Genomic DNA, 25,623 nt, shown 5'->3' on the forward strand with positions numbered 1-25,623 from the left:
GCGCGGCTTAGCGCTCGCGGACCTTAGCCACGATCTGCCACATCTCCTCGCCCACATCGATGCCGCGCGGGCAGTGGCGGGAGCAGGCGCGCACGGACTGGCAGGCGGCCACGCCGTCGGCGGTGTCGATGGCATCCATACGCTCCATGGCCTTGGTGTCGCGCGAATCGTTGACGAAACGGGAGGCCCAAATCAGCGCGGCCGGGCCGATGAAGGCGTCGCCGCCGGCGTACACCGGGCAGGCGCCTTCGCACACGCCGCAGGCGATGCAGTTGCTCAGCAGCTCGTATTTGGCGAGTTGTTCGGGGTTCTGCAGGTATTCGAACACGTCCACCTTGCCTTCGGCGGTGGTGGCGAGCACGCCGTCCGCCTGAAGATACGGGGTGAGCTTCCTGATCTGGTTGAGCATAGGGTCGATGTCGGCGATGAGGTCGCGCTGCGGCGGGAAGCCGGGCAGGGACGCCAGTTCGATGACTCCCAGCGAACCGTTTGCGGCTGAGTTCTGGGCGGCCGCCGCGTTTGCGACGTTTTCCGCGGAATCGTCGGATTCCTCAGCCTCGGTGCCGGTGTGTCGGAACCCTTCGTCATCGACTTCGGGCATGGCGCCGGGTTGCTTGGCCCAATCGCGGATGGTGGCTGTGCACAGCAGGGTGGGGGTGCCGTTGATGGCCACGGCGTCCGAACCGCACATGCCATGACCGCACGAATAACGGAAGGCCAGCGTCGGGTCGACGGTGCGTTTGATGGTCAGCAGACAATCCAACACAGTATCCGAAGGGCGCGCGGGAATCGTGTACTCCTGCACCCACTGCTTGCCGCGCGGACGACGGCGCGCCGCCGAATCCGAGCCGCCGCCGAACGGGGAGCCTTTCTTGGCAAACGGGCTGCCACCGCGTGCACGTTCGGCACGCTCGGGTCGCGGCGTGAAACGATGCACTTGCAGGGTAACCGTCGTGTTGCTCGCCTCAGCCATGTTCTGCCTCCATGAAACAGTGGGATGTCAAGTCCAATATTAGCCAACCTATTGTGCCACAAGCCCTAGGCGGCTTGGGTATTACCACCAGCGGATCAGTACTCGCGCTTCTTGGGCGGATAGTCGGTGATGTGCACCGGCTTGAAACTTACCGAACCATCATCGGCGACCATCGAGTGAGCAAGGAAATGCTCATCGTCGCGTTCGGGGAAATCAAGGCGTTGCATGGATCCGCGAGATTCCTGACGGGATTCGGAAGCGTGCAGCATGACCTCGGCCAGTTCGATCAGATGACGGACTTCCCAGATGGCGGTGACCTCCTGATTGAAAGCGGCGGTCTTGTCATGGGCCCGCAAGGTATCGGCAACCGGTGTGATGTCACCGTTGATCTGGGTCAACGCCGTATCGATGGTCTGAGCGGTGCAACGTACGGCCAGAGCCTGCTCCATCACTGATCCGAGTTGGGCCATGAGCTGATAAGGATTGGCGGTGGGCACTCCATCGTCTGAATCATCTATTGGCCCGGCGAGCAGTTCGTCAAGCTCCGCTTTGCGAGAATCGGCAGCCTGATCGGCGGCATCGGTCAGCATGTCATCGGCCGAATCATCGGCCATGGGGGAGTCAACCGGGTTCTCGGCGATGCGTGCGGCCATCGTCTGACCAGCGCGTGTGCCGAACAGACAGGCGTCGAGCAGAGAATTGCCGCCCAGACGATTCGCACCATGTACGGAGACACAAGAGCATTCGCCAGCGGCGAACAGTCCATCGACTACCTGCACGGCACCGTCGGCCCAACGGTACACCTCGCCGTCGGTGGTGATGGGGATGCCGCCCATCGTGTAGTGTGCAGTGGGCTTGATGGGTACTAGGTCCTTGGCCGGATCGAGGTTCGCGTACTGCTCGATGGTTTCGACCACCTGCGGCAGCACTTCCTTCATACGTTCGGGGTCGATGCCGGTCATATCCAGCCAGACGCAGTCCTTCGGACCATCCGGGTCCTTCGGGTCGGCGACGCCGCGACCGGCGTCGATCTCCGCCATGATGGAGCGGGAGACCACGTCTCGTGCGGCCAGATCCTTATGCTCCGGAGCGTAGCGTTCCATAAACGGCTCACCGTCGGCGTTCCTCAGAATGCCGCCCTCGGCGCGGGCCGCCTCGGACAGCAGGATGCCGGTGTGCGCGAGCCCGGTGGGGTGGAACTGCACAAATTCGATGTCCTCCAGCTGCAGACCGGCGGCCAAGGTCAAGGCCATGCCGTCGCCGGTCAGATCCCAGGAATTTGACGTGGTGTGGAACAGTCGGCCCGCGCCACCGGTGGCAAGCAGCACGTTGCGCGCGTGGATGGCCTGAATCTTGCCCGAATGCGTGTCAAAGGCCACGATGCCGGCCGCCTGCTTGCCGTCGTCGGCGAGCACCAGGTCGGTCACATACCATTCCTCGGCGAACTCGACGCCGGCGGCCACGCACTGCTGCCACAAGGCGTGCAGAATCTGGTGGCCGATGCGGTCGGCCGCATAGGCGGCGCGCTTGACCGGGGCGCCGCCGAACTCGCGCGTGTGGCCGCCGAACCGGCGCTGGGCGATATGCCCGTCCTCGGTACGGGAGAAGGCCACGCCCTGACGCTCCAGGTTGATCACGGTCTGCGGCGCGTATTCGGCGAGCAGTTTGGCCGCATCCTGGTCCACCAGCCAGTCGCCGCCCTTGATGGTGTCGTAGTAATGCCAGTGCCAGTCATCGGACTCCACATTGCCCAGGCTCGCGGCGATGCCGCCCTCGGCTGAACCGGTGTGCGAACGCAGCGGCTGCAGTTTGGAGACCACGAGGATCTTCGGGTCCACGCCTTGTTCCTTGAGCTCGGTGATCTCGGGGGAGCGCAGCAGTCCCAACGCCGCCGACAGGCCGGCCGCTCCGGCGCCGACGATCACCGCATCATACATATCTTCCAAACGTTTCGGACTCATGGGTTCGATTCTCGCACACCCGCCGAACAGCCTTCGAGCCGTGTCATGGAAGCCGATTAGCCGACACGGCTGCTCAGCTTGAGTATGCCGGCATCCCGCTCGATCACTCCCTTCAGCTCCAATGCGCCGAGTAGCTCAAGTATGGTGCCGATATTGGGAATCTCGTCGGGTACCGTCTCTCGCGCCACACGCAATAGTGCGTCCGGGGTGACGATGAGATGTCGTTTACGGCATTCACGAATCAATGCCACTAATGTGCGTTCCATTTCCGGCAGCTTGGCGATAATGATACGTTGTTGGGCTTCCTTCTCGGGATCGGGCTTCGGCTTGACACGAAGATCCGGCATCTGATGTGACGAGGGAAGCTCTTCACCCTTGCTTTTGTCGTTACCGGAATCGGCAGTTGCGCTCGCCGGCCCATCCTTGGATTGAGTGCGCGTAGGCTGAGTATGCTTGGTCTTCGAACGTTTCGAATGACCTGAATCTTGTGACGACTCCTGTGACGCCGATGATTCCGAGGATGCTGGCGATAACGGAGTCGTTGCCGGCACTTCCATGGCCTCCTCGTTTTCGGACGAGTCCTGACCTGTGGATTTCGATATGCCTGGGCATGCTGCCATAACGGGCTTATGCCGTTCATGGCATATATCCTCGGTGGATGTGGCGGCACACAGAATCATCGCTCGGTGGTCGCCGATCATCTTATTGCACCCGGCGTTGCAAGGCTGATTGATGTCACCGGGAACCGCATACACTTCGCGCAGCAATTCGCATGCCCATCCCGCGGTGTTGAGCGCTCCGGAACGCAACCGGGCTTGCGTCACAATCAATGTGGAAGACATGGCCGCGATAATGCGGTTGCGAAGCAGAAAACGACGGGCTTCGGGAATCGTCCCGGGGCACAGTTCACTGATCAGTGCACCACCCTGCGCCTCGATGCGTTCGAACAGCGTGCGGTTACGCATCGGTCCGATATGGTTGAGCCCGCCGGCGAATACGGCAACGGTTTTGCCCACATTGGCGGGCATTCTGCCGTGCAGCGCATTCAACGCTCCCCAATGTGCCGCCGCATCCGTGCCCATCGCGCCTCCGGACACGACCAGATGCCCGGCAACGGCTGCCTGTTCGGCTACGGTGTGTGCCACATACCGGCCATATTCGGTCACGTCCCGTGAACCGACGATGCCGACCGGTTTGGCGCAACTGGTCAATGCGCGTGGATCGCCTTTGATCCACAAACACAGCGGTGGCGCCCAATCGGAGCGAATGGACAGGTCGGCCAACTGCGAGGGCCAACATGGATGGCCAGGGCCGATAATCCATTGCGTGCCATCCATAGTGAACCAGTCGGCCAGTTGGATGATGTCTTGCGAGGGCAGGTCCATCATGCGGTTATGCCAGCAGGCCAGTGCATTGCGGAAGGAGCGCATCGCGTTCGCCGACGCCTTGCGGCCCCATCGAGTGAGGCCGTCCACGAACATGCGGTCAATACGTGACAGCGCCGGGCCGCAGATTTCAGATGGCTGGCTTGGATGGGATTGCGCCAACGCATGCCAGAGGGATTCGGCGTTTTCCGCGCCTTTGAGCGTGGCGTACATCATCACATCCGCGCCATCAAGACAGAACGTGAGCGCGGCACGATACAACGTATCCGTGGGAGGTACGGGAATAGTGCGCGAAACGGCGAGACTCGTATCGGTGTGATCCACACTTCCTGCGGTGCCGCCAGATTGCCGGATATCAGTAGCGTTACTCATGTCATCCTCGTTCTCATTTCGATGCCCTGATGGACGTCCTGTTCAGTGGGGGATACGCGGCCGGCCAGATCGGCGAGCGTCCAAGACAGACGCATGGCGCGATCAGCCCCGCGCAATGTGAGTTGATGATTGGACAGGGCCCGATTGACCAATTCCATCGCTTTCAGCGATGTATTGGCGTGCAGCCATTTGCCCGAAGCTTGCGCGTTGCACACCCATCCATACTGTCTGAACCGGTCTTTGGCCACTTGACGGGCACGAATCACACGAGCTTGTATCCCGGCACTGGACTCGCCGATTGGCTCGCTTTGCGCGGCAATGCGCGAGACTGGTGGCACCGCCATCTGAATATCCACACGATCCAGTATCGGTCCGGACAATCGCGAGAAATAACGTATACGGTCTTTTTCCCGGCAAGCGCAACGTTCGCCGGTGCCGTAATAGTATCCGCACGGACAGGGGTTGGCCGCCATGATGAGTTGGAATGAGGCCGGGTAGTAGGTGCTGCCTTTTGAACGGGAAAGCGCCACATACCCGGATTCCAATGGTTCGCGCAACGTCTGCAGGGCGCGTGCGCTGAATTCCGGTGCCTCGTCCAGAAACAGAATGCCTCGATGCGCGCGTGTGATTGCGCCGGGAACGGCGATGCCGCTGCCACCACCCACCAAGGCCGCCGTGCTGGCGGTGTGGTGCGGTGCCTCGAACGGCGGCATGTCGGTGATGCCGTACTGAGGCAGTATGCCGCACAGCGATCGAATCGATGCCACCTCCAGCTGTTCCGCCTCGTTCAACGGGCACATGATGCCGGGCATACGTGAGGCCAACATGGTTTTGCCGCTGCCTGGCGGGCCGGTCATGATGAGATTATGCCCGCCTGCCGCCGCCACTTGCAGTGCCCATTTGGCATGCTCCTGACCCAGAACCTCGTTCATATCGCCACAATCGTTGGGATGACTTGTGGGCGATTGATCCGTGGTGGTCTCGTCGGTAACCGGTGTATCGGGAATCGTATAGGTGGCATCGCCGCCCATCAGTTCGATGAGCTCACCCACATGCCTCACGCCCACTACATCCAGTCCATCCACCATCGAAGCCTCGTCAAGATTGCGATGGGGAACAATCATTTTGCGCACGCCACGTTCCTCGGCATGCAGCATGATCGGGAGCAGCCCATGAATCGGCAGCACCGAGCCGTCAAGATTCACTTCGCCGAGCACAATGGTATCTTCTAGGCAATCATGCCCTATGGCACCCGCCGCACATAGGACGCTGGCCGCGATGGCCAGATCATGCGACGAACCGCGTTTGGGCATGGCCGCAGGGCTCATGTTCACGGTCACACGGGTTTGCGGCCAACCGAATCCAGTGGCTTGACACGCTGATTTCACGCGCTCGCGGGCTTCGGACAACGATGCATCCGGCAATCCGATGATGCTGAAGTATGGCAAGCCAGGGCTGATGAAAGCCTGCACTTGGACGATGAAGGCCTTAAGGCCGATCAGTCCGACTGAGAGGGTGCTGCCGATAGCCATGTCTACTCCTTTCACAATGTGTTTCGCAACGTGGCTGTTTTTTTTGGGGGGGGGGGCTTCAGAAGGCATTTTCAATGTGATGCACGAGCGGCCTGCCCACCCGAAGCACGATGGTGACGACATCGAAACGGACCGCCGAATGCGGCACCCGATTACGCCGGTCAAGTAGCCAATCGCAGGCGGCTTTCCTGAGATTGTGCTGTTTCGCCGGCGTAATGGCCTCTTGCGGATATCCGTAATGCATGGACCGGCGTGATTTCACTTCGACGAACACCACCGTGTACTCGGGATTGAGCATCACGATGTCCAATTCGCCGTAACGGGTATGCCAATTGCGGCTCAAGGTCGTCCAACCGTGTTCCTCCAGCCACGCGGCGGCATACTGCTCGCCGAGCGCGCCGAACTGTTTGGGCGTCAGATTGCGGTCGCCCATCGTGGCCGCAATCCGTTCCGAAGGCAGCATTGCCTGCGGATCAGGTGAAGCCAGCATGGGCTGGTGAAAGGCAAGACCGGCGTCGATGCCGGACTTCGTCGTCGGCTGAGTAGGTGGTAAAGCGTTCATGATTCCACTGTGCGGGTTACTTATGTAAGAGCACAAGCGCAACCGGCAAATGTGGATACTATGACGCGGTTTGGCGTGTTGTGGATAACGTGTGGATGAAAACTCGGTTATCCACCATTAGTTCAGAAGGTTTACCAAGGCTCACCAGTCGACTTCCCTGTGACGAAAAAACAACCCATCGGATTGTTCGCTGAATACGTCAGACCCAGTGAGCGGAGAGGGGAGCCAAGGTGCGGTCACTTCACCAAATCGGTGAGTTCGCCAAGGTTCAGTTCGAAACTGACGCCACGATCCTCGAAATGCGGCTGGTTACGGGTGCTGACCATGGCGTGACGCACGAACTCACCGGCGATTTCGGCCGACTCGGCCAGGCCGCGGCCGGCCATCACCGCGCCGCACAGGGCAGAGGCGAAGGCGTCACCCGTGCCATGAATCATGTATGGCAACTTCTCATGAGCCAGCTCGATCTTGCCGGCAACACCGGTGGAAGCGCTGGCCACATAGTTGACGATTTTGCCATCGCCATGGTCAATGCCCTTCAGCACCACGTTCTTGGCACCCAACTCCAGCAGAGCACCAAGCAGCTCGTTAACCGTGGCCTCATCAATATCCTGGCCAGGATAGTCACGCTTGGTGAGAATGCTCGCTTCGGTGAGGTTCGGCATCAACACGTCGGCACCATCGGCCAGCGCGCCCATTGCCTCGCACAGCTCCGGTGTGTACGTGGGGTACATTTCGCCGGCGTCTCCCATCACCGGGTCAACCAGACGCAGCGCGTTCGGATATTCGCGGTAGAGACGCTGAATGATCGCCACCTGATCGGGGGAGCCGAGGAAGCCTGAATACACGCCATCCAGCTCCACGTCTTCCTTCTGCCAGGCATCCAAGTAACCGGAGAGAATATCCGTGGTGTCATGGAACGTGAACACTGCATAGCGTGTGTGCGCCGAGAACAGGGCGGTCGGCACCGGGCACACATCGCAGCCGGCGGCCGAGAGAATCGGAATCGCGGCGGTCAGCGAGCACTTGCCGTAGCCGCACATGTCGTGCACGGCGGCCACGCGCGGAATATAGTTCGGATCACGGTCATACAGAGTTACATCGGTCATGTCTGTTCGAATCCCTTCACCATGTTGGCGGAATAATTCATTGGCGATGTTTGACTGTAGTCGTTCGTCATGTAAACCATGTAACCGGGCGGCAGAAAAATGAAACAGACGTCATCACCGAGCGGGCAAACCGTCTTGGTGACGGGTGGAACAAGCAATCATCACGGACACTTGAGCCATGCGCGAAAGGCATGGCAGCGATATCACCGTGACCGCAGTCGACCTTGAAAGCGCATGCGTGCGGCCCGGCGTGTCGCGATAATTTCAACGACTTTTTCGTGACTTCTGACAGTCGCTCACGTCAATGATTCCAAGGCTTTATAAGCCCTTATAGGCAAGTCCGATAACGTTCAGCTTGCGCCGCGCGGCCCAAGCGTCGTAACTTCATAACCAACACCTCGCCAACCGCCCGAACACGGCAGGCGGGTGGCAAGGAAAAATCCTCGCGACCTAGCACAACCAAGGAGAATACCATGGCCGAGAACAACAAGAAGTACCGTTTTGAAACCCTGCAGCTGCACGTCGGCCAGGAGCAGGCCGACCCGGCCACCGACTCCCGCGCGGTGCCGATCTACCAGACCACCTCCTACGTCTTCCACAACTTCGACCACGCCGAGGCCCGCTTCGGACTGGCGGACCCGGGCAACATCTACGGCCGTCTGACCAACTCCACCCAGGGCGTGTTCGAAGACCGCATCGCGGCCCTCGAAGGCGGCACCGCGGGCCTGGCCGTCGCGTCCGGCGCGGCCGCCGTGGAATACGCGGTGCGCAACATCACCCAGTCCGGCGACCACATCGTCGCAGCCAAGAACGTGTACGGCGGCACCTTCAACCTGCTGCGCCACACCCTGCCGCGCGACGGCATCACCACCACCTTCGTCTCCGCCGAGAACCCGCAGGAGTTCGAGGACGCCATCCAGGAGAACACCAAGCTCGTCTACTTCGAGACCTTCGGCAACCCGAACGCCGACCTGCCCGACTTCGAGGCCATCACCGCCATCGCCCACAAGCACCACCTGCCGGTGATCGTGGACAACACCTTCGCCTCCCCGTACCTGTTCCGCCCGCTGGAGCACGGCGCCGACGTCGTTGTGGAATCCGCCACCAAGTTCATCGGCGGCCACGGCACCACCCTCGGCGGCGTGATCGTGGAAGGCGGCAAGTTCAACTGGGCCGAAGTGCCGGGCAAGTTCCCGACCCTGACCGAGCCGGATCCGTCCTACCATGGCCTGAACTTCTATGAGGCCCTCGGCGGCGCCGCCTTCGTGACCCGCGTGCGCGCCATCCTGCTGCGCGACACCGGCGCCACCCTGTCCCCGTTCGCGGCCTTCCTGCTGCTGCAGGGCACCGAAACCCTGTCCCTGCGCGTCGAACGCCACGTCCAGAACGCGCTGAAGGTCATCGATTACCTGAAGACCGTTCCGGAAGTCGAGTCCATCTCCCACCCGTCCATCGAAGGCCGCAAGGACAACGAGCTGTACAAGAAGTACTTCCCGAATGGCGGCGGCTCCATCTTCACCTTCGACATCAAGGGCGGCAAGGACGCGGCACGCGTGTTCATCGACAACCTGCACCTGTTCAGCCTGTTGGCCAACGTGGCCGACGCCAAGAGCCTCGTGATTCACCCGGCCTCCACCACGCACTCCCAGGAGACAGTGGAGGAGCTCGAGGATCAGGGCATCCACCAAGGCACCATCCGCCTGTCCATCGGCACCGAGAACATCGAGGACATCCTCGATGACCTGAAGGGCGGCTTCGAAGCCCTTCGCGCTTCCGGCTTGGCCAAGTGAGGTCGACAGGAAGGTTGACGGCCCGATGAGAAGGGGCGCGATGCTAATGGGGTGCATCACGAATCATCGAGCCGCATGGGGTGCCTTCCGCCTGATCGCTTGACCCAAGGAATAGAAAGCTCGCACTGATGTCATGCAGTGCGGGCTTTCTTGCGTCTGTATGCCTCACACTGTTTGCGCAGAGGCATGAATAGTGTGAGACCTGAGACGACATAATCCTCAAGGATGAGGGCCGGCGCGTGGCCGACCGCCCAATTCAGTCTGGCGCACGATGGGGCGCGCCGTTATTTCTTCATAAGTTGGAATCATCATCCGGGCATAAGGCCCGGCCCAATATGGAGAGGCATTATGAACGTGCAGAACCCGTCCGCATCGCGCGGCATCGTTATTCAGGCCGTCGACTTGGTCAAGAACTACGGCACCGGCAGCAATATGGTTCACGCCCTGCGCGGCGTGAACGTGAGTTTCGAACGCGGCAAATTCACCGCCATCATGGGCCCATCCGGTTCCGGCAAATCCACGCTGATGCACACGCTCGCCGGTCTCGACTCCGCCACTTCCGGCCATATCTTGTTCGGCGGCGCCGACCTGACCCGCATGGACGACAAGCAGCTCACCTTGCTACGTCGCCACAAGATCGGCTTCATCTTCCAAAGCTTCAACCTGTTGCCCATGTTCACCGCAGAGCAGAACATCCTCATGCCGCTGACTTTGGCCGGTGATAAGCCCGACCGTGCCTGGTTCGATCTGCTCGTAGAAACCTTGGGACTCAAGCAACGGCTCAACCATCGTCCGAACGAGCTGTCCGGTGGCCAGCAGCAGCGCGTGGCCATCGCCCGCGCGCTGATTACCAAGCCGAAGCTGGTGTTCGCCGACGAGCCGACCGGCAACCTCGACTCCGTCTCCAGCGCCGAAGTGCTCGGCTTCCTGAAGCGTTCGGTCAACGAACTCGGACAGACCATCGTCATGGTCACGCATGATGCGGTCGCCGCGTCTTACGCCGACCGTGCGCTCGTGTTCGCCGACGGCCAGATCGTGGCGGACGTAAACAAGCCGACAGCAGACCAGATGAGTGAACTGCTGATGAAGGAACGTGAGGCCGCCACAATGAATGTGGCTTCCGCGAGACATTCCCGCTAAACGCACTGTAGAAGCATTCGAAGAAGGGAACAGAATCCACCATGTGGTCCATCACTTTGAAACTCATGCGAAAAACCAAGCGCATGCTCATACCCGCAGGCATCGCCATCATGATCGGCACGGCGTTCATCGCCAGCACCTTCCTGTTCGGCAATGCCATGAACGACTCCCTGACACGGCAGCTGACCGCCATGTTCGGAAACGCCAACTATGCGGTGAGCATCAACAGCTCCGACCTGAGCGATAAGGAACTCAACGAGGCGTATTCCAGCACTGTCGGCGACTTTCATCTCGACCAGATCGCCGGCATCGAAGGGGTTGGCGGCGTCCGTGCCTCGGTGGAAACCGGCGTCAGCGTTTCCAAGGGAGACAGCACCGTCAGCGGCGAGATCATTTCCACCGCGGCACAGAAGAACATGCTCCCCGTGAATATCACGGAAGGGGACCAGCCGAAGGATTCCAACGAAGTCGCGCTGCCGGAAGACATGGCGAAACAGCTGAACGTCGGCGTTGGAGACACTGTAAGCCTGACCTCCCGATATGCGGTAGGCGACGATGGCAAAGCCAAGGCGGACAACGTGCGCGTGGTAGGACTCACATCCGATCCGAACGGCGCCTACTCATACTATGGTGGTGCGATCGTAGGATCCAACAATCTGCTTGCCGCAATGCAGGGAGTGGACGATTTCAACGCCACCGGAACAACAATGGTGTATCTCGACCTTGCCTTGGATGGAAACAGCGTATCCGCAAAAACCATCAACGGTGTGAAAGCGTTGCTGCCAAAGCATTTCGATCTGATGTCACGACAGCAAATCAGTGACGAAAGCATCAAATCCTTAAGCGGCAACCAAACCAACATCGTCACCACATTCCTTATGTGCTTCGGCGTGCTTGCCATGTTCGTGGCGGCTCTGGTGATCGCCAACACGTTCCAAGTGCTCGTGGCGCAACGCCGCCGCACACTCGCCTTGCTACGCACCATCGGCGCAAAGAAAGGCCAACTGTATGGTTCCGTGCTGTTCGAAGCGGTGGTGCTCGGCTTCGTCGCATCCGTGCTTGGCGTGGTGCTGGGAAGCCTGCTCATGTGGGGCATGTGCGTCAGCGACATCATGCAAGAGGGTATGCGATTCAATTTCTCTTGGCAAGCCGCCGTCGTACCCATTCTTTTCGGTATTGTGGTGACGGTGCTCGCATCCTTGGGATCCGCACGTTCCGCTACTGCGGTGACACCATTGGAGGCATTGCGCCCGATCGAACTGACCGACAACCGTCGTTCCAGCCTCACGCGAGCCATAATCGGTATTCTGATGGTGGTGGTCGGTATCGCCATGGCAGTATTTTCCATCTGGCAGGTACAAGCCACCAATGGCGGCGAGGAAGCGAACAGCGATCAATTCACGATGATTCTGCTCATAGCCATCGCCGGTGCCGCACTGGTGTTCCTCGGCATGGTAGTCACCGCGGTGTTTTGGATGCCGGCCCTCATGAAGGGCGTTGGAGCGTTGGCCTCGCTGACAGGCCCTTCCGCAACGGTTGCGCACGCCAACATTCAGAAGAATCCGCGACGCATCGCAGCAACCGGTGCCGCTCTGCTCATCGGCGTCACCCTGGTTTCCACCATCGCAACCGGTGCCGCTAGCGCCAAAGAGACTATGAATGGTGCGCTCGCCACCCGTTATAGCGTCGACATCGTGGCCATGGGCGATGACATCAGTCAGCAAATGGTCAAGGATGTAGCCGACATCAACGGCGTGTCCGACACATTGTATGCGCCGGCGGTTTCCGTGACCTTGGAGAAAGCGGATGGAACCCAGCCTACGTCCGCATTGCTGGTCGGTGTGAAGAACATCGATCAGGTCAAGCAGGTCATGCGTGCCAACTTGGGTAACGCCTCCATCGACAGTGATAGCGTGCTCATGCCAACATACAATGCGCAAACCGGCAAGGAACTGCAGTTCGCCAATGGCACGGCTGATTTCTCCACCGAATGGAATCAGGACGGCGTCACTACGCGTTCGCTGACATTGCAAGCAAACCAAGCCGACTACCGTCGCGTATCCGCACAGTATGGAGCTGTCGGATTCGTGGATGAAAGCCATTTCACCAATGGTGACCTTGACGCCGCCACCCATGTGTTGCTGGTCAAGGCAGATACTGACAAATCGGGAGTTTCCGTTGACGGCATCTACAACAACATGCAGGCCGCATTGGAGAAGAGCACTGATGCAACAGTGACCGGACCGATTGCCGAACGCATCGAATGGGCGAACATGATCGACTCCATGATGATGCTTCTGGTGGGGTTGATCGCCGTGGCCGTGCTCATCGCACTTGTCGGCGTAGCCAACACGCTGTCGCTGTCAGTGATCGAACGCACCCGAGAATCCGCCACACTGCGTGCCATCGGCATGACTCGAGGCCAGTTGCGACGCTCCCTCGCGGTGGAAGCCCTGCTCATCTCGCTGGTATCCGGCATCTCGGGCGTACTACTTGGCACCCTGTTCGGCTGGCTGGGCGCATACGTGGTGTTCAGTATGTACGGCAAAGTGGTGTTCCCGTTCGAATGGGGCATTAACGGCATCGTACTCGCCGTGGCAGCCGTGGCAGCATTGCTCGCCAGCGTATTCCCCGCACGCAGGGCAGTGAGCACGCCTCCTGTTGAGGCGCTCGCCGAAGCCTAAGCTTCATAGCAAACACAACGAAAAGGACTCCTGCCACAAACATGGCAGGAGTCCTTTTCGCGTATCATGCATACGCAAAACAACAAATCAATCAGACCAAATGGTTTTCGTAAGCGAACACCACCGCCTGCACACGGTCACGCGCATTGATCTTCGCCAGAATATGCGCCACATGCGTTTTCACCGTCGGCAGGCTGATGAAAAGCTTATCGGCAATCTCCTGATTCGACAATCCATGCGCGATCTCAATAAGCACTTCGCGCTCGCGATCGGTCAGTTCATCTAATTCCGGATCGGTGTACGTCGAATCAGAAGTGGAAGAAGCAGTGGAATTTCCATGTGCGCCAACATTCGCAGCCATGAAATCGCCTTCCATCATTTTCTCGATAAGACGTTTCGTGGCGGACGGTGCGATAATCGCATTACCTTGAAAAACCGTGCGAATCGAATTCAACAACGTTTCCGGTTCCGTATCTTTCAGCAGAAAACCGGAAGCCCCGGCAGTGATCGCAGCCATAACATATTCATCCAAATCGAATGTCGTCAGAATGATCACTTTGGTATGAGTGACTTCTGATTGCGTTCCATCGGCAGCAAAGCGATGCTGCAACGCACTGATCTGCCGAGTCGCCTCAATACCATCCATGCCGGGCATACGCACATCCATCAACACCACGTCAGGATGCAGCGTTTCCGCCAACGCCACAGCCTCTGCACCATCGCGAGCCTGCGCCGCAACCGTCATATCAGGCTGGGAGCCGATCACCATGGCGAAACCGGCGCGTACCAATTCCTGATCATCGGCAATGACCACACGAATCTTCTGTTCTTCACTCATACTCTCCACCTTATCGGCATTGTTCCGCTCACAGCGCGAAACAAACCCTTAAATCTCCCTGAAAAACTTGAATCGGCTATCGAGGCACGCGCTGCAGCTGCTCCTCCAATGGTGCTGCGGGCCTCAACTGCAGTTCGCTCGCACTACCGGCATGAGCGTCATCGCTGAAACCAGTCTCACGAAGCACGCCAAGCAATTCGCGCATACGCTTAAGCGCGGCGCGCCCCTGCTCGCCAATGGCTTTGAACGCTGCGGAAATCTCGTCGGCGGTAGTCTCTTTGCCTTGTGCTTCGGCGCTATCCAGCATGCGGATACCATCGACGGCTTGACTAATCACGCTGTTCAACGTGGCGGTGACTTCAGCCTGAATGCTGGCACTGATACGGTCACGTTCCATATTCGCCGCGAGAATACGCTGCTTCTCCTGCTCGGCCACCAGTGCCTCTTCGCGAGCCTGCAACACCAGTGCGTTTGAATCACTGGAACGCGCCCAACGTGCCCACGCCATGATGCCGGCGCACAGCATCAGCACTGCAACCGTATACATGACGCCGGTAAAGAATGCTGCACTACTACTTGACGTGGCTGAAACCGGTTTTGTTAAGCCCACGGAAGCGGCGATGGCGCCGAACAAGGTAGTGTATCCGTGTTGATCAGCTGCGATTTTCAAGCCCATCAGAGCTGAACAGGTGACAGCGGCAAGACCGGTCCAACGCCATGCGTGTTCACGCCCATACAATACGGCTGAATACAGCGCACACAGCGACGCTACGATATGTCCAACCTCAATCAATCCCAAAAAAACCAATTGCACAACCGACAATACGAACACAATAAGCGCGCAAGTCTCGGGGAACCTGCGTCGAAGAGCCAGTGCCAGCAAGCAGCATGCGGCGATCGCATGAGAGAGCTGCGCATCGCGTGAACTATCAAAAAAGAATGTAATCGACATGCGATTCAGCAGCATGACCAATACCACGGCACCAACGGAATCCATGAGCACATAATGGTGCTGCGTCCACGCGGAAACACGTTCCACCCAATTCAGCCCTCGCGAATTGGATGTATTTGCAAGTTCTACGGATTTCAGTTTCAGCGATGTGAGCAAATCATGCAGATTGGGTGCGGTGATGCGCAAGTGTTGCAGGGCGTTCGAACGATGGTCGCGACCGGTTGGTTGGTTGGTTTCCTGCGTCTGTTCCGATGGTTGATCGGGGATTCGCGCCGATATGTTGACGGCTGTGTGAGATGCGATTGCTTCGTCGGATAATTTCGCTTTGCTGGATATGGCAGTTGTGTTGCAAGATTCGGACTGTTCCGAGGCATACTGTTCGCCGGTTTCGTCTGTCGCTGGCTCTTTACCGCCGTAAGGCAGGGTGGCCATAACTTCGAAGCCTCCGCCGAGTTGAGGGCCAGCCTGCAATGAGCCTCCGGCCGATTCGATGCGTTCCTTCATGCCCAACAGGCCGTAACCTGGCGTATGCCCGTCGATATTGGCCGCCGCGCCACGACCATTGTCGGTGACGGTCAAAGTGAGTAAACCGTTGTTCCATGACTCTTTAATATGCACATCGACGTGCGGCCCCGCATACTTGCGGATATTCGTCAGCGCCTCCTGCACTACATGGTAGGAAGCTATCGAGGCTTGTTCACCGAGTTGTTCTGGGCTGGCGGTGCCGGTGATATTCCATCGGATTCGAATGTCGGGGGAGACGTTTCGCGCTTGTTCCACAAGATTGCCTATATCGTTATAATCGGCGTGCGGTGAACCCCCGAATACTCCCAGAAGACGTTGCATGTCATGCAGTGCGCGTTCCGATTCGTGTCGAATCGTCTCCATGGTGTTTCTAGCCACCGCGGGATCATGCGTGCCTGCATAGCGGCCGCCATCAGACTGCACGATGATGATTGATAGGGTGTGCGCCACCACATCATGCATGTCGCGTGCGATGCGTGCTCGTTCCGCCAACGCGGCGATATCGCGTTCGTCCTGGTCTCGTGCGGCGATCGCCTCATTGCGTTCCCGCATCATACGAACGGTTGCCAGACGGGCACGCTGCCAGAACGCTACAATGACGGTGGAAATAATGCATACTTCGAAAATCGGCGTCAGCACCAACATGTATTGCGCCACCATGTTGGCGACTTCCGACATGGATGTTCCTGTGTAGATGGAGCCGAGAGTGTCTTCCGTGACCATTGAGCCATTTGGATTTGAGCCATTCCAACTGCTCCACGTATGCACTTTGCCACCGGTGAGCAGCGGCCCATTGGTCATGGTCCATGCCATCAACGCCGAAGCCAGAAGACCGATGGCCAACGCTAGAATAATGAAGGCTTTCGTGTTTTTGGGATTGCCGTAGACGATCACCGAATACAGCATGACCAATGCCAGAATATCGGCGCCCAATATGCAAGGGCCGAATATGAGATGCGTCAAGGCCAATGCCACACAGAGCAACGCTCCGGTCTGTGGCCGCCATCGACGGATCAGCAGCGGGATCAGCATTGCCGCTTCCCACGCCATCTGTATGGAAGGATTAAGGTCAAACAGCAATCCCGGATTATAGGTGATGCTGCCGGTCACGCCGAACAGCAGAACACCTATGACAAGCGTGAGGATGAGATCGCCTGCGAAGACATGACCATGCATCCACGACAGGAAACGCTGCTTGAAATTCGACATACGCTCCACCCTAGCGCCAGATATGCTGTGACGCCATCGTGCGCAGGAATGAAATAACGGTAAGATAAAGCCGCTTTTGTGAGGTAAGGTTATCTCCGCATGTGGGTGAGATGGAATCCATCAAGAAGTCACTACCCGCATTGAATATGCCGATGACGCCAAAGGAAAGGTGAATGCATGACGTTGCTGAGCGAATACTACGTGCCCGGATTGCATATTGAGGATCGTTCCATCAAGGTGCCGTTGGATTGGGCGGGTCACGAGCCCGGTCATGGGTTCGATGGCGAATCGATCAGCCTGTTCTACCGTGTGGTCACCGCTCCCGAACATGTGCATGACGACCTGCCGTTGCTCGTGTTCCTGCAGGGTGGTCCCGGTGGTTCCGGTCCGCGTCCGCTCGGCCCAAGTTCCGATGGTTGGATCGAGGAAGCGATCAAGCATTTCCGCGTGGTGTTGCCGGATCAACGTGGTACGGGGCGTTCGTCTCGTGTCGACACGCATGTGATTGAGGGCATGGACGGCGACGGCAAGGCCGGTGCCGCGTTTTTGAAGCGTTTCCTCGCTGATTCGATCGTTCGTGATTTCGAGCATCTGCGTCGCACCGAATTCGGGGGCGCACGTTGGGTCACGCTTGGTCAAAGCTATGGCGGATTCCTGACGTTGACGTATCTTTCGCTGTTCCCGCAAGGAGTTATCGCCAGTTTCACCACGGGCGGCATTCCTCATGTTCCCGCCGATGCGACCGACGTGTACCGTCATACGTTCCCGCGCATGGCGGCAAAGACGAAGCAGTTCTACGAGCGTTACCCGATCGATATCGAACGTGTCGTGGCCGTCGCCGACATTCTGCAATCGCGCAAGGTCACATTGCCGAACGGCGACCCGCTCACGGTGGAACGCTTCCAATGCTTGGGATCCGATTTCGGTATGAAGCCGAGTTTCGAACGCGTGCATTGGATTCTTGACCAGGCATTCCTTGACGGCGACGGTTCGGCCTCGACCTCGGCGGAACTGTCTGACGAATTCCTATCTTCCGTGATGGAGGCGACCTCGTCTCGCCCACTGTATTGGCCGTTGCAGGAGTTCATCTACGCCAACGGCGAGCTGAAAACGCCGATTTGCTGGGCCGCCCAGCGCGTGCGCGGCGAGCATCCGGAATTCGCGGGTGACATTTGTCCGCTTAATTTCACCGGCGAGGCCATGTTCCCGTGGATGTTCGAGCAGGAACGTGCGTTGCGTCCGTTCAAACCAGCCATGGATGTGCTTATGGAAGACACGCATTTCGGCACGATCTACGATGCCGACCAGTTGGCGCGTAACGAGGTGCCGTTGCAGGCCGCCGTCTATTTCGACGACATGTACGTCGACTCCGGTCTGCAATTTGATACGCTGTCCCGTGTGGGACGATCGCACTATTGGACCACCAACGAATTCGAGCACGACGGTGTACATGGTTCCGTGGTGTTCAAGCACCTGTTCGACGAGGCGTTGAACAGGGGAGACCTGGAAGAACTGTTCTGACATTCCCGAAATTCTCCGAAACCATCGCATCCAAAACAATTACGTCCATTAGAAAAGACGACAAGGAGGACACCATGTCCAATCCAACCATCGGATTCATCGGATACGGCAACATGGCGCAGGCGATCGCCGAAGGCCTGGTCAATGCCGGCACAATCAGCGGCAACGACATTGTGGCTTGTGCGGCACACTATGACAAGCTGGAATGTAACGCCGCCAAACTTGGTGTGAAAGCGGTGCATACCGCTGCACAAGTGGCCGAAGCCGCCGACGTGGTCGTTATCGCCATCAAACCGTATCAGATTGAAGCGGTGATTTCACCGATTGTTGATAAGCTGGCGCAGCCAAACACCATCGTCGTGTCCATTGCGGCAGGCTGGGATCTGAACAAATTCCGCGACCTGTTCGGAACGTCTTTCGAACAGGCACACATCCAATGCACCATTCCGAACACGCCGATGGCTGTCGGCAAAGGCGTGCTGGTCACGGAAATCGACAACACGCTCACGCAGGAACAGACGGAAACCTTCGAAAGCCTGTTTTCGTCAATCAGCCTGATTGAACACGTGGACACCGCACACATGGGCATCGGCATGTGCATCGCCGGCTGCGCGCCGGCCTTCACCGACATGTACATCGAAGCATTGGGCGATGCCGGTGTGAAATATGGTTTGCAGCGTGCCACCGCGTATCGTCTGGCCGCCAAAATGGTGGAAGGCGTGGGTGCGCTCTATCTGGCCGACGAAACGCATCCGGGTGCCATGAAAGACGCTGTCTGCTCTCCAGGGGGCACCACCATCAAGGGTGTCGCATCGTTGGAGGAAAGTGCGTTCCGAGGTGCCGTGATCAAAGCGGTCGACGCCATCGAAGCCTAATACTAAGCTAAGGAACCATGTCTCTTACTATCGGAATTGTCGGACTGCCGAACGTCGGCAAGTCCACCATGTTCAACGCATTGACCCGTAACAACGTTCTGGCGGAAAACTATCCGTTTGCCACCATCGAACCGAACACCGGCATCGTGCCATTGCCGGATGACCGTCTGCCGGTGCTTGCCAAGCTCGTGCACACGGAGAAGATCGTGCCGGCCACCGTCACCTTCGTCGACATCGCAGGCATCGTCAAGGGCGCTTCGGAAGGCGAAGGCTTGGGTAACAAGTTCCTCGCCAACATTCGCGAAGCCGACGCGATCTGCGAGGTCGTGCGTGCCTTCGAAGACGATGATATCGTGCACGTCAACGGCAAGGTCGATCCGTCCGACGACATTGAAACCATCAACACCGAGCTGATCCTCGCCGATCTGCAGACCATCGAGAACGCGCTGCCGAAGTTGGAGAAGGATTTGCGCGGCAAGAAGATCGAACCGGCCTACATGGAGGCCGTCAAGCAGGCGAAGACCATTCTTGAAGCCGGCGAAACCATTGATAAGGCGGCTCGCGAAGGTCGTTTCGACAAGGATTCCGTCTACGATCTGCACTTGATGAGCGCCAAGCCGTTCATCTACGTGTTCAACGTGGATGATGCCGAACTGCAGAACAAAGACATGCAGGCCAAGCTCGCCGCATCCGTGGCTCCGGCTCCGGCCATTTTCCTCAACGCGCAGTTTGAAGCCGACCTGACCGAACTCGACGAGGCTGACGCTCGCGAGATGCTTGCGGACGCCGGTCTTGAGGAGTCCGGATTGGATCAGTTGGCGCGAGTCGGCTACGATACTCTCGGCCTTTCCACCTTCCTCACCGCAGGCGAGAAAGAAGTGCGCGCATGGCAGATTCACAAGGGCTATACCGCTCCGCAGGCTGCCGGCGTGATTCACACGGACTTCGAAAAGGGCTTCATCAAGGCCGATATCGTCTCCTACGACGATTTCGTGGCTGCCGAAGGTTCCATGGTCAAGATCAAGGAGGAAGGCAAGCTACGTCAGGAAGGCCGCGACTACGTGATGCAGGACGGCGATATCGTCGAATTCAAATTCAACGTCTCCAAAAAATAAGTGTTTCTCTGGCTCCCCTCTTTTGAGGGGAGCTGTCGCTACAAGCGACTGAGGAGCGGCACGGATAAGGCCTGAGAAGTCGTCTTCTCAGGCCTTTGTCATGACATTGTTCTGCAAGGACTGGCTGCTGCGGCAGCATAATGTGTGTTTTATTATTCGGCCTTGGCGGCTTGCTGGTCAATCCAATTGTTAACGTCGGTGACCGCCTCGTCAAGGGTTGCTTTGGCGGCTTTGTAGTATTTGGAATCTACAGGTTGACGATTTCCGCGCCGAACGGCCAGAGTGCGAGCTTGGCCATCTTGAACGATTGCAGTCCGAACGGAATACCGATAATGGTGATGCAGTTGAGTACGCCGGCTCCCAGATAGCCGAGCGCCATCCAGCAGCCGACCAGCACCACCCACAGGATGTTGGCCAAGGCAGAGCCGACTCCGCCGCCGTATTGCACGGTTTTGCCAAACGGCGTCAAGGTGAGTCCCGCCATCTTGAACGCTTGAATGCCGAACGGGATGCCGATGATGGAGATGCACAGAATCAGTCCCACCAATGCCCATCCGATTGCGATGGCCAATCCACCAAGAATGATCCACAGGATATTGCCGAGAACTCGCATGATTAGTCCCTTTCCGATTCCGGTCGATTCCGCGCATGTTCAGCTTCACTATTTTGCCAGAAATCATGACGGAAACACGAGATGCAACCCTTAGCTCGCCCCTGATTCATCCCCGGACCGTTATTCAGGCGGAGCGTATGCGGTAAGCCCAATCCTTTTGTGAAGATTTTGTGTATTGTCAGGCATGCGTGGGTTTCACCGTCGATTTGAATGATGATAAGCTTCTCGATGTCTGCCGTACGAAGACCCCATCAAGGAGATGCCATGAACCTGTATCGCTACGCGATGTTCATCGCACGCGCCTGCCGTGGGTCGTTCGTCGGCAATGTTCTGTTTGCCAATCCACGAATGGCCCTATTCTCGATGCTGGTGTAGCGGGGACACGCCTTATGCCGGGATGTACCGATGGCCCATCCGCAGTCGACGTCGCATGAATCGCTCACCATAGCCATCAACTTACGCAAAGCCGCGAATCGTTTGCCGTATATGAATGCGGAACGGATGGCGGCTTTTCCTTTACGTCCGGACTCATCGGTGTCCTCGTGTCTTGACACAAGCATGGGGCCGGATCGCCACACATGACGTTACCAACAGAAGGAAATGCTGTGACCTCACAGAAAAACGCGGAACTCGGGTCCGCCACCAGTTCCGTAAAGCCTATTGATCCGCACACCCGATTCATCGTTGTGGGTGTGATCGTCGTCGGCTCGTTCATCGCGCTGCTCAACCAGACCGTCATGTCACCGGCCTTGCCGGCACTGATGCGTGATTTCAATATCACCACCGGCACCGTGCAGTGGGTGACCAGCGTCTACATGCTGGTCTCGGGCATCATGGTGCCGATTTCAGGCTATCTGATTGATAAATTCTCCACCCGAAAGCTCTTCGCCGGAGCTCTTGCCACTTTCATGGTCGGCACACTGCTGTGTGCCGTCGCGCCGAATTTCATGCTGTTGCTCGTCGGGCGCATACTGCAATCCGCCGGCTCCGGCGTGCTGTTGCCATTGGTCGCCGTAGTGCCGATGCTCGTCTATCCGCCGGATAAGCGCGGCACCGCCATGGGACTGGCCGGTATCGTCATGGCCGCCGGCCCGGCTATCGGCCCGGTTGTCGGTGGTCTGGTGATTGACAGTTTCGGATGGCGCCCGATGTTCATTGGCATCGCAGTCGTGGCACTGGTCATCCTTGTCGGAGGCACGATGATGCTCAAGAACGTCAGCGAGTTGAAGAACCCAAAGCTCAACATCCTGTCCGTGATCCTTTCGACCATCGCGTTCGGTGGCCTGCTTTATGGCTTCTCGTCCGCTTCCACGATGGGATGGAGCAATCCGGTCGTCATTATCTCAATCGTCGTTGGTCTTGTGGCCTTCGTCGCATTCGTATACAAGCAAGTCAAGCTCGATGAGCCATTGTTGCGCGTTGATACCCTTGCCACCCGCAACTTCCGCAACTCCGTGATTCTGGTCACTCTGATCAACGCCGCAGTCGCCGCAACCAACGTGACGTTGCCTATCTTCATCCAGAATGTGCTCGGCCAATCCGCCACCGTCACCGGCATGGTCATGCTGCCCGCCGCGGCGGTCGGCATCATCCTGAGTCCGGTCGCCGGCGCCGCATTCGACAAATTCGGCCCTCGCGGCGTGGGCATCGGCGGCCTTGCGCTCATGACCATCTCTCTTGGTCTTCTCGGCACCATCAACACCAGGACATCAGTGCTGTTTGTCGCCGTGTTCTGCGCATTGCAGGCATCCGGTCAGGCTATCGCCAACATGCCGATCAACACTTGGGGCGTCAACGCTTTGCCGAACGACATGATCGCCCATGGAAACGCCATCGCCAACACCGGCCGCCAGATCGCGGCAGCCATTGCGACCTCGCTTCTGGTCACCGCAGAAACATCCATGACCGCCTCGCACATGTCCCAGGGTGTGAAGTCCGCCACGGCCAGCGGCATCGCGTTCTCCTACCTGCTGTGCGCCGCCATCTCGCTGGTCGCCCTGATTATCTGCATCTTCACCGTCACCAGCCGTGCCAAGGAGAAGGACGCGCGCAACGCCAAGGCCTCCGAGGCGCAATCCTCCGCCGAAGTCGCGGCCGAAACCACTGAAGGCCAGCCCGCCGAGCATCACTACGCCGGCGCATACGTGGCCCCCGCCGCCTCCCTGTTCAAGCAGGCCCAGGAACAGTCCATCGGCGGAATCATGGACGATCAGCCCTACAGCTGCCTGGACAGCGATGACATCACGCATGTGGTGCGCGAGTTCATCCGCCTCAACGTCTCCAGCCTTCCCGTGGTGAACGGCAATGGCAGGCTCGTCGGCTTCGTCAGCGACGGCGATGTCATGAAATCGATTGCCACCTATGAATCCCGTACGGTTTCCACCGGCACCGGTTCGACGATGGTGGTGTTCGACGACGAAACCGTGGCCTCCAAGGTACAGGCGCTCTCCGGCAAGAAGGTGATGGACATCGCCACGCGCAAGGTCGTTGCCGCCACGCCCGACCAGCATGTCGGAGAGGTGGCCCGAATCCTCGCCAAGAAGCAGTTCAAGAAACTGCCGGTGGTGGATGGTGATGGCAGACTCGTCGGTGTGATCCGCCGTAAGTCCGTGATGGAACATGCCTTCGATGCGCTGTTCCCAAAGGATGATCGGTGATTAGGCGCCATCATCGCTGAATAGAATGAATGGAATATGAGGCTTCCCTTCTCGCGGGGGGAAGCCTCATTGCTTTGTCCGCGGAGTCTTACGGCACCTGCGCAAGGGCAACGTCACGCCTTCATGATACACTATTGAACAGTGTGTTCCTATCGTTGCATGGTGACGCTAACGCATGGCGTCACGATACTGAAGTCTGCCATCTAACGGCGGGTACGGCTCGTTGCTGGAGTCGTGCACGCATACGCGCGTCGGCGTGCGTATGCCGTGATGTGACCTTTGTAGTGGAATTGAAGAATTGAGAACACTCGTATGTCTTCTAGTCAAAAAACAACTGAACCAACTGTGCGCGAAACACCCGAGGTTTCCGACGATGACAATGTGAATGCGCGCGCAGCGGTCCATAGCGCGAACAAACCCGGTGCCGCCTATGCCGCAGCAGTGGCCAATGAGGAATCCGAGCGTGCGTGGATCCGCCGTGTAGTGCTTCTACTCACTGGCCAGGCGTTCTCACTGCTGGGCTCCAACATCGTGCAATATGCCATCTGGTGGTGGATTGTGATGCAGACGAACAGCGGCATGGGTATGCTGCTGGCCACGTTGTTTGGCGTGATGCCGCAGGCGATCGTCTCGATTTTCGGCGGCTCCTGGGCCGACCGTCACAGTCGCAAGTTGCTGATTATGCTGCCGGATATGGTGATTGCTGTGGTCACCGTCGTGCTGTCGCTGAGCTTCGCGATGGGATGGGTGAGTCTGACCATGATTTTCGTGGTGCTGTTCATTCGTTCGGCGGGCGGCGGTGTGCAGACGCCCGCTGTGCAGTCGTTCTTACCGGATGTTGTTCCCTCGGGCAAACTATTGCGCGTCAACTCAATATACGGCGTGATTAATTCGGCGAATATGATTGTGGCACCTGCGGTGGCTGCTGTGCTTATCAACACAGTGCCGCTGTGGTCGATTCTGTTAGTCGATGTGACCACGGCCATTATCGGCGTCGGCTTTGTGGCGTTGATCAAAGCGCCGAAGAAGAGCGCGGAACATGTTGCGAGGCGTATGGCTGAAGCGGAGAATAGCGGGCAACCCGCACTCGAACCGATGTCGGATGCCAATGCTGATCGTTCGCTGATTGCCGGCGTCCGTCGTGTGTTTGCTGACTTGAAAGATGGCTTCAGCTACACATGGCGCCGGGCGAACCTGCGCAACGTGGTGCTCGGTGACACCTTGGTGTGCTTCGTGGCCGTGGCGCCGATGAACCTTACGCTGTTGCTCATGACCCGCGAATATGAGGGCATCGATTTGAATCTCGGATTCATCAACCTGACCACCGCCTCCGATAAACTCGCCGCCAACGAGCTGGAATGGAGCATCGGTATGCTGCTCGGCGGCGCGCTGATGTCTACCATCGGTGCCAAGCTCATCCGCAACAACATGCGCGTGGTCGCCTTCGGCATCACTCTGGTGGGCGTCTCCGTCGTTGGTCTTGGCGTGGTTCACAATCTGCTGGCGTATTTGCTGATTGATGTGGTGAACGGTTTGGCTTCGGCCATCTGCATGGGCCCGATGCGCACCATCATCCAGACCGAGGCCGATGAGAAGATGGTGGGCCGTGTATTCGGCCTTGACACCACCATGAGCACACTCAGCATGCCGCTGGGTATGTTGATCTTCGCGCCGTTGGCCGACGTGATCCCGATTTCGCTGGTGTTCATCATCGGCGGTGTGCTGACTCTGCCCATCGGCATCTATCTGTTCGGCCAGGCGCGCCACAACACCAGTGCACAGGTGACTCGGACACAAGCCTGACAGTCGC

The 25,623-nt window shown here is 58.3% G+C and carries 17 protein-coding genes; 8 read left to right on the forward strand and 9 right to left on the reverse strand.

Translation table 11 applies throughout. From position 1 onward, the window contains the following. Positions 1-7: 7 nt before the first annotated feature. From BLLJ_RS03520 to BLLJ_RS03545, 6 genes are all read right to left on the reverse strand, one after another. The gene (locus BLLJ_RS03520) at positions 8-973 is read right to left on the reverse strand and encodes a succinate dehydrogenase/fumarate reductase iron-sulfur subunit (protein WP_007052064.1); all 966 of its coding nucleotides are present in this window, start codon (positions 971-973) and stop codon (positions 8-10) included. Positions 974-1,068: 95 nt separating this feature from the next. Then, complete coding sequence (locus tag BLLJ_RS03525) at positions 1,069-2,934, reverse strand: FAD-dependent oxidoreductase (protein ID WP_007053431.1); 1,866 nt, start codon at positions 2,932-2,934, stop codon at positions 1,069-1,071. 56 nt (positions 2,935-2,990) lie between these two features. Beyond that, positions 2,991-4,691, reverse strand: coding sequence for a DNA-processing protein DprA (locus BLLJ_RS03530; RefSeq protein ID WP_007053430.1), 1,701 nt, complete (start codon positions 4,689-4,691; stop codon positions 2,991-2,993). Continuing rightward, complete coding sequence (locus BLLJ_RS03535) at positions 4,688-6,223, reverse strand: YifB family Mg chelatase-like AAA ATPase (RefSeq protein WP_007052067.1); 1,536 nt, start codon at positions 6,221-6,223, stop codon at positions 4,688-4,690. The genes BLLJ_RS03530 and BLLJ_RS03535 overlap by 4 nt, the downstream gene beginning before the upstream one ends. 58 nt (positions 6,224-6,281) lie before the next feature. Beyond that, positions 6,282-6,785 carry a YraN family protein gene (locus tag BLLJ_RS03540; protein ID WP_007053429.1) on the reverse strand — a complete coding sequence of 168 codons (504 nt, stop codon included), beginning with the start codon at positions 6,783-6,785 and terminating at the stop codon, positions 6,282-6,284. Positions 6,786-7,021: 236 nt separating this feature from the next. Then, positions 7,022-7,894, reverse strand: a complete 873-nt coding sequence (locus BLLJ_RS03545) for a pyridoxamine kinase (protein WP_007053428.1) — start codon at positions 7,892-7,894, stop codon at positions 7,022-7,024. A 473-nt stretch (positions 7,895-8,367) separates the two neighbouring features. Here BLLJ_RS03545 and BLLJ_RS03550 point away from each other — a divergent pair, with 473 nt between their 5' ends. The 3 genes from BLLJ_RS03550 (at position 8,368) to BLLJ_RS03560 (ending at position 13,508) form a co-directional block, all read left to right on the forward strand. After that, positions 8,368-9,684, forward strand: coding sequence for an O-acetylhomoserine aminocarboxypropyltransferase/cysteine synthase family protein (locus BLLJ_RS03550; RefSeq protein WP_007053427.1), 1,317 nt, complete (start codon positions 8,368-8,370; stop codon positions 9,682-9,684). Positions 9,685-10,032: 348 nt separating this feature from the next. Beyond that, positions 10,033-10,824, forward strand: a complete 792-nt coding sequence (locus BLLJ_RS03555; protein ID WP_013582511.1) for an ABC transporter ATP-binding protein — start codon at positions 10,033-10,035, stop codon at positions 10,822-10,824. A gap of 41 nt (positions 10,825-10,865) precedes the next feature. Next, complete coding sequence (locus tag BLLJ_RS03560) at positions 10,866-13,508, forward strand: ABC transporter permease (protein ID WP_013582512.1); 2,643 nt, start codon at positions 10,866-10,868, stop codon at positions 13,506-13,508. A gap of 91 nt (positions 13,509-13,599) precedes the next feature. Here the strand turns inward: BLLJ_RS03560 and BLLJ_RS03565 are convergent, their stop codons facing one another. Next, the gene (locus BLLJ_RS03565) at positions 13,600-14,346 is read right to left on the reverse strand and encodes a response regulator (protein WP_013582513.1); all 747 of its coding nucleotides are present in this window, start codon (positions 14,344-14,346) and stop codon (positions 13,600-13,602) included. A gap of 76 nt (positions 14,347-14,422) precedes the next feature. Then, complete coding sequence (locus BLLJ_RS03570) at positions 14,423-17,032, reverse strand: sensor histidine kinase (protein WP_013582514.1); 2,610 nt, start codon at positions 17,030-17,032, stop codon at positions 14,423-14,425. Between the two features lie 177 nt (positions 17,033-17,209). On the opposite strand from BLLJ_RS03570, the gene BLLJ_RS03575 reads away from it, so the two are divergent. The 3 genes from BLLJ_RS03575 (at position 17,210) to ychF (ending at position 20,543) form a co-directional block, all read left to right on the forward strand. After that, positions 17,210-18,553 carry an alpha/beta fold hydrolase gene (locus BLLJ_RS03575; RefSeq protein ID WP_013410963.1) on the forward strand — a complete coding sequence of 448 codons (1,344 nt, stop codon included), beginning with the start codon at positions 17,210-17,212 and terminating at the stop codon, positions 18,551-18,553. A gap of 74 nt (positions 18,554-18,627) precedes the next feature. Further along, the gene (proC, locus tag BLLJ_RS03580) at positions 18,628-19,428 is read left to right on the forward strand and encodes a pyrroline-5-carboxylate reductase (RefSeq protein ID WP_013582515.1); all 801 of its coding nucleotides are present in this window, start codon (positions 18,628-18,630) and stop codon (positions 19,426-19,428) included. A 17-nt stretch (positions 19,429-19,445) separates the two neighbouring features. Continuing rightward, entirely contained in the window at positions 19,446-20,543 is a 1,098-nt protein-coding gene (gene ychF / locus BLLJ_RS03585; RefSeq protein ID WP_003836618.1) for a redox-regulated ATPase YchF, read from the forward strand. 247 nt (positions 20,544-20,790) lie between these two features. Here the strand turns inward: ychF and BLLJ_RS03590 are convergent, their stop codons facing one another. Next, positions 20,791-21,156: a YccF domain-containing protein gene (locus BLLJ_RS03590; RefSeq protein WP_013582516.1), complete on the reverse strand. Its 366-nt coding sequence runs from the start codon at positions 21,154-21,156 to the stop codon at positions 20,791-20,793. A gap of 605 nt (positions 21,157-21,761) precedes the next feature. Here BLLJ_RS03590 and BLLJ_RS03600 point away from each other — a divergent pair. Then, entirely contained in the window at positions 21,762-23,813 is a 2,052-nt protein-coding gene (locus tag BLLJ_RS03600; protein ID WP_013582517.1) for an MDR family MFS transporter, read from the forward strand. A 312-nt stretch (positions 23,814-24,125) separates the two neighbouring features. Further along, positions 24,126-25,616, forward strand: coding sequence for an MFS transporter (locus BLLJ_RS03605; protein ID WP_013582518.1), 1,491 nt, complete (start codon positions 24,126-24,128; stop codon positions 25,614-25,616). Positions 25,617-25,623 lie beyond the last annotated feature (7 nt).

The sequence above is a fragment of the Bifidobacterium longum subsp. longum JCM 1217 genome, assembly GCF_000196555.1.
GTDB classification, from domain to species: Bacteria; Actinomycetota; Actinomycetes; order Actinomycetales; family Bifidobacteriaceae; genus Bifidobacterium; species Bifidobacterium longum.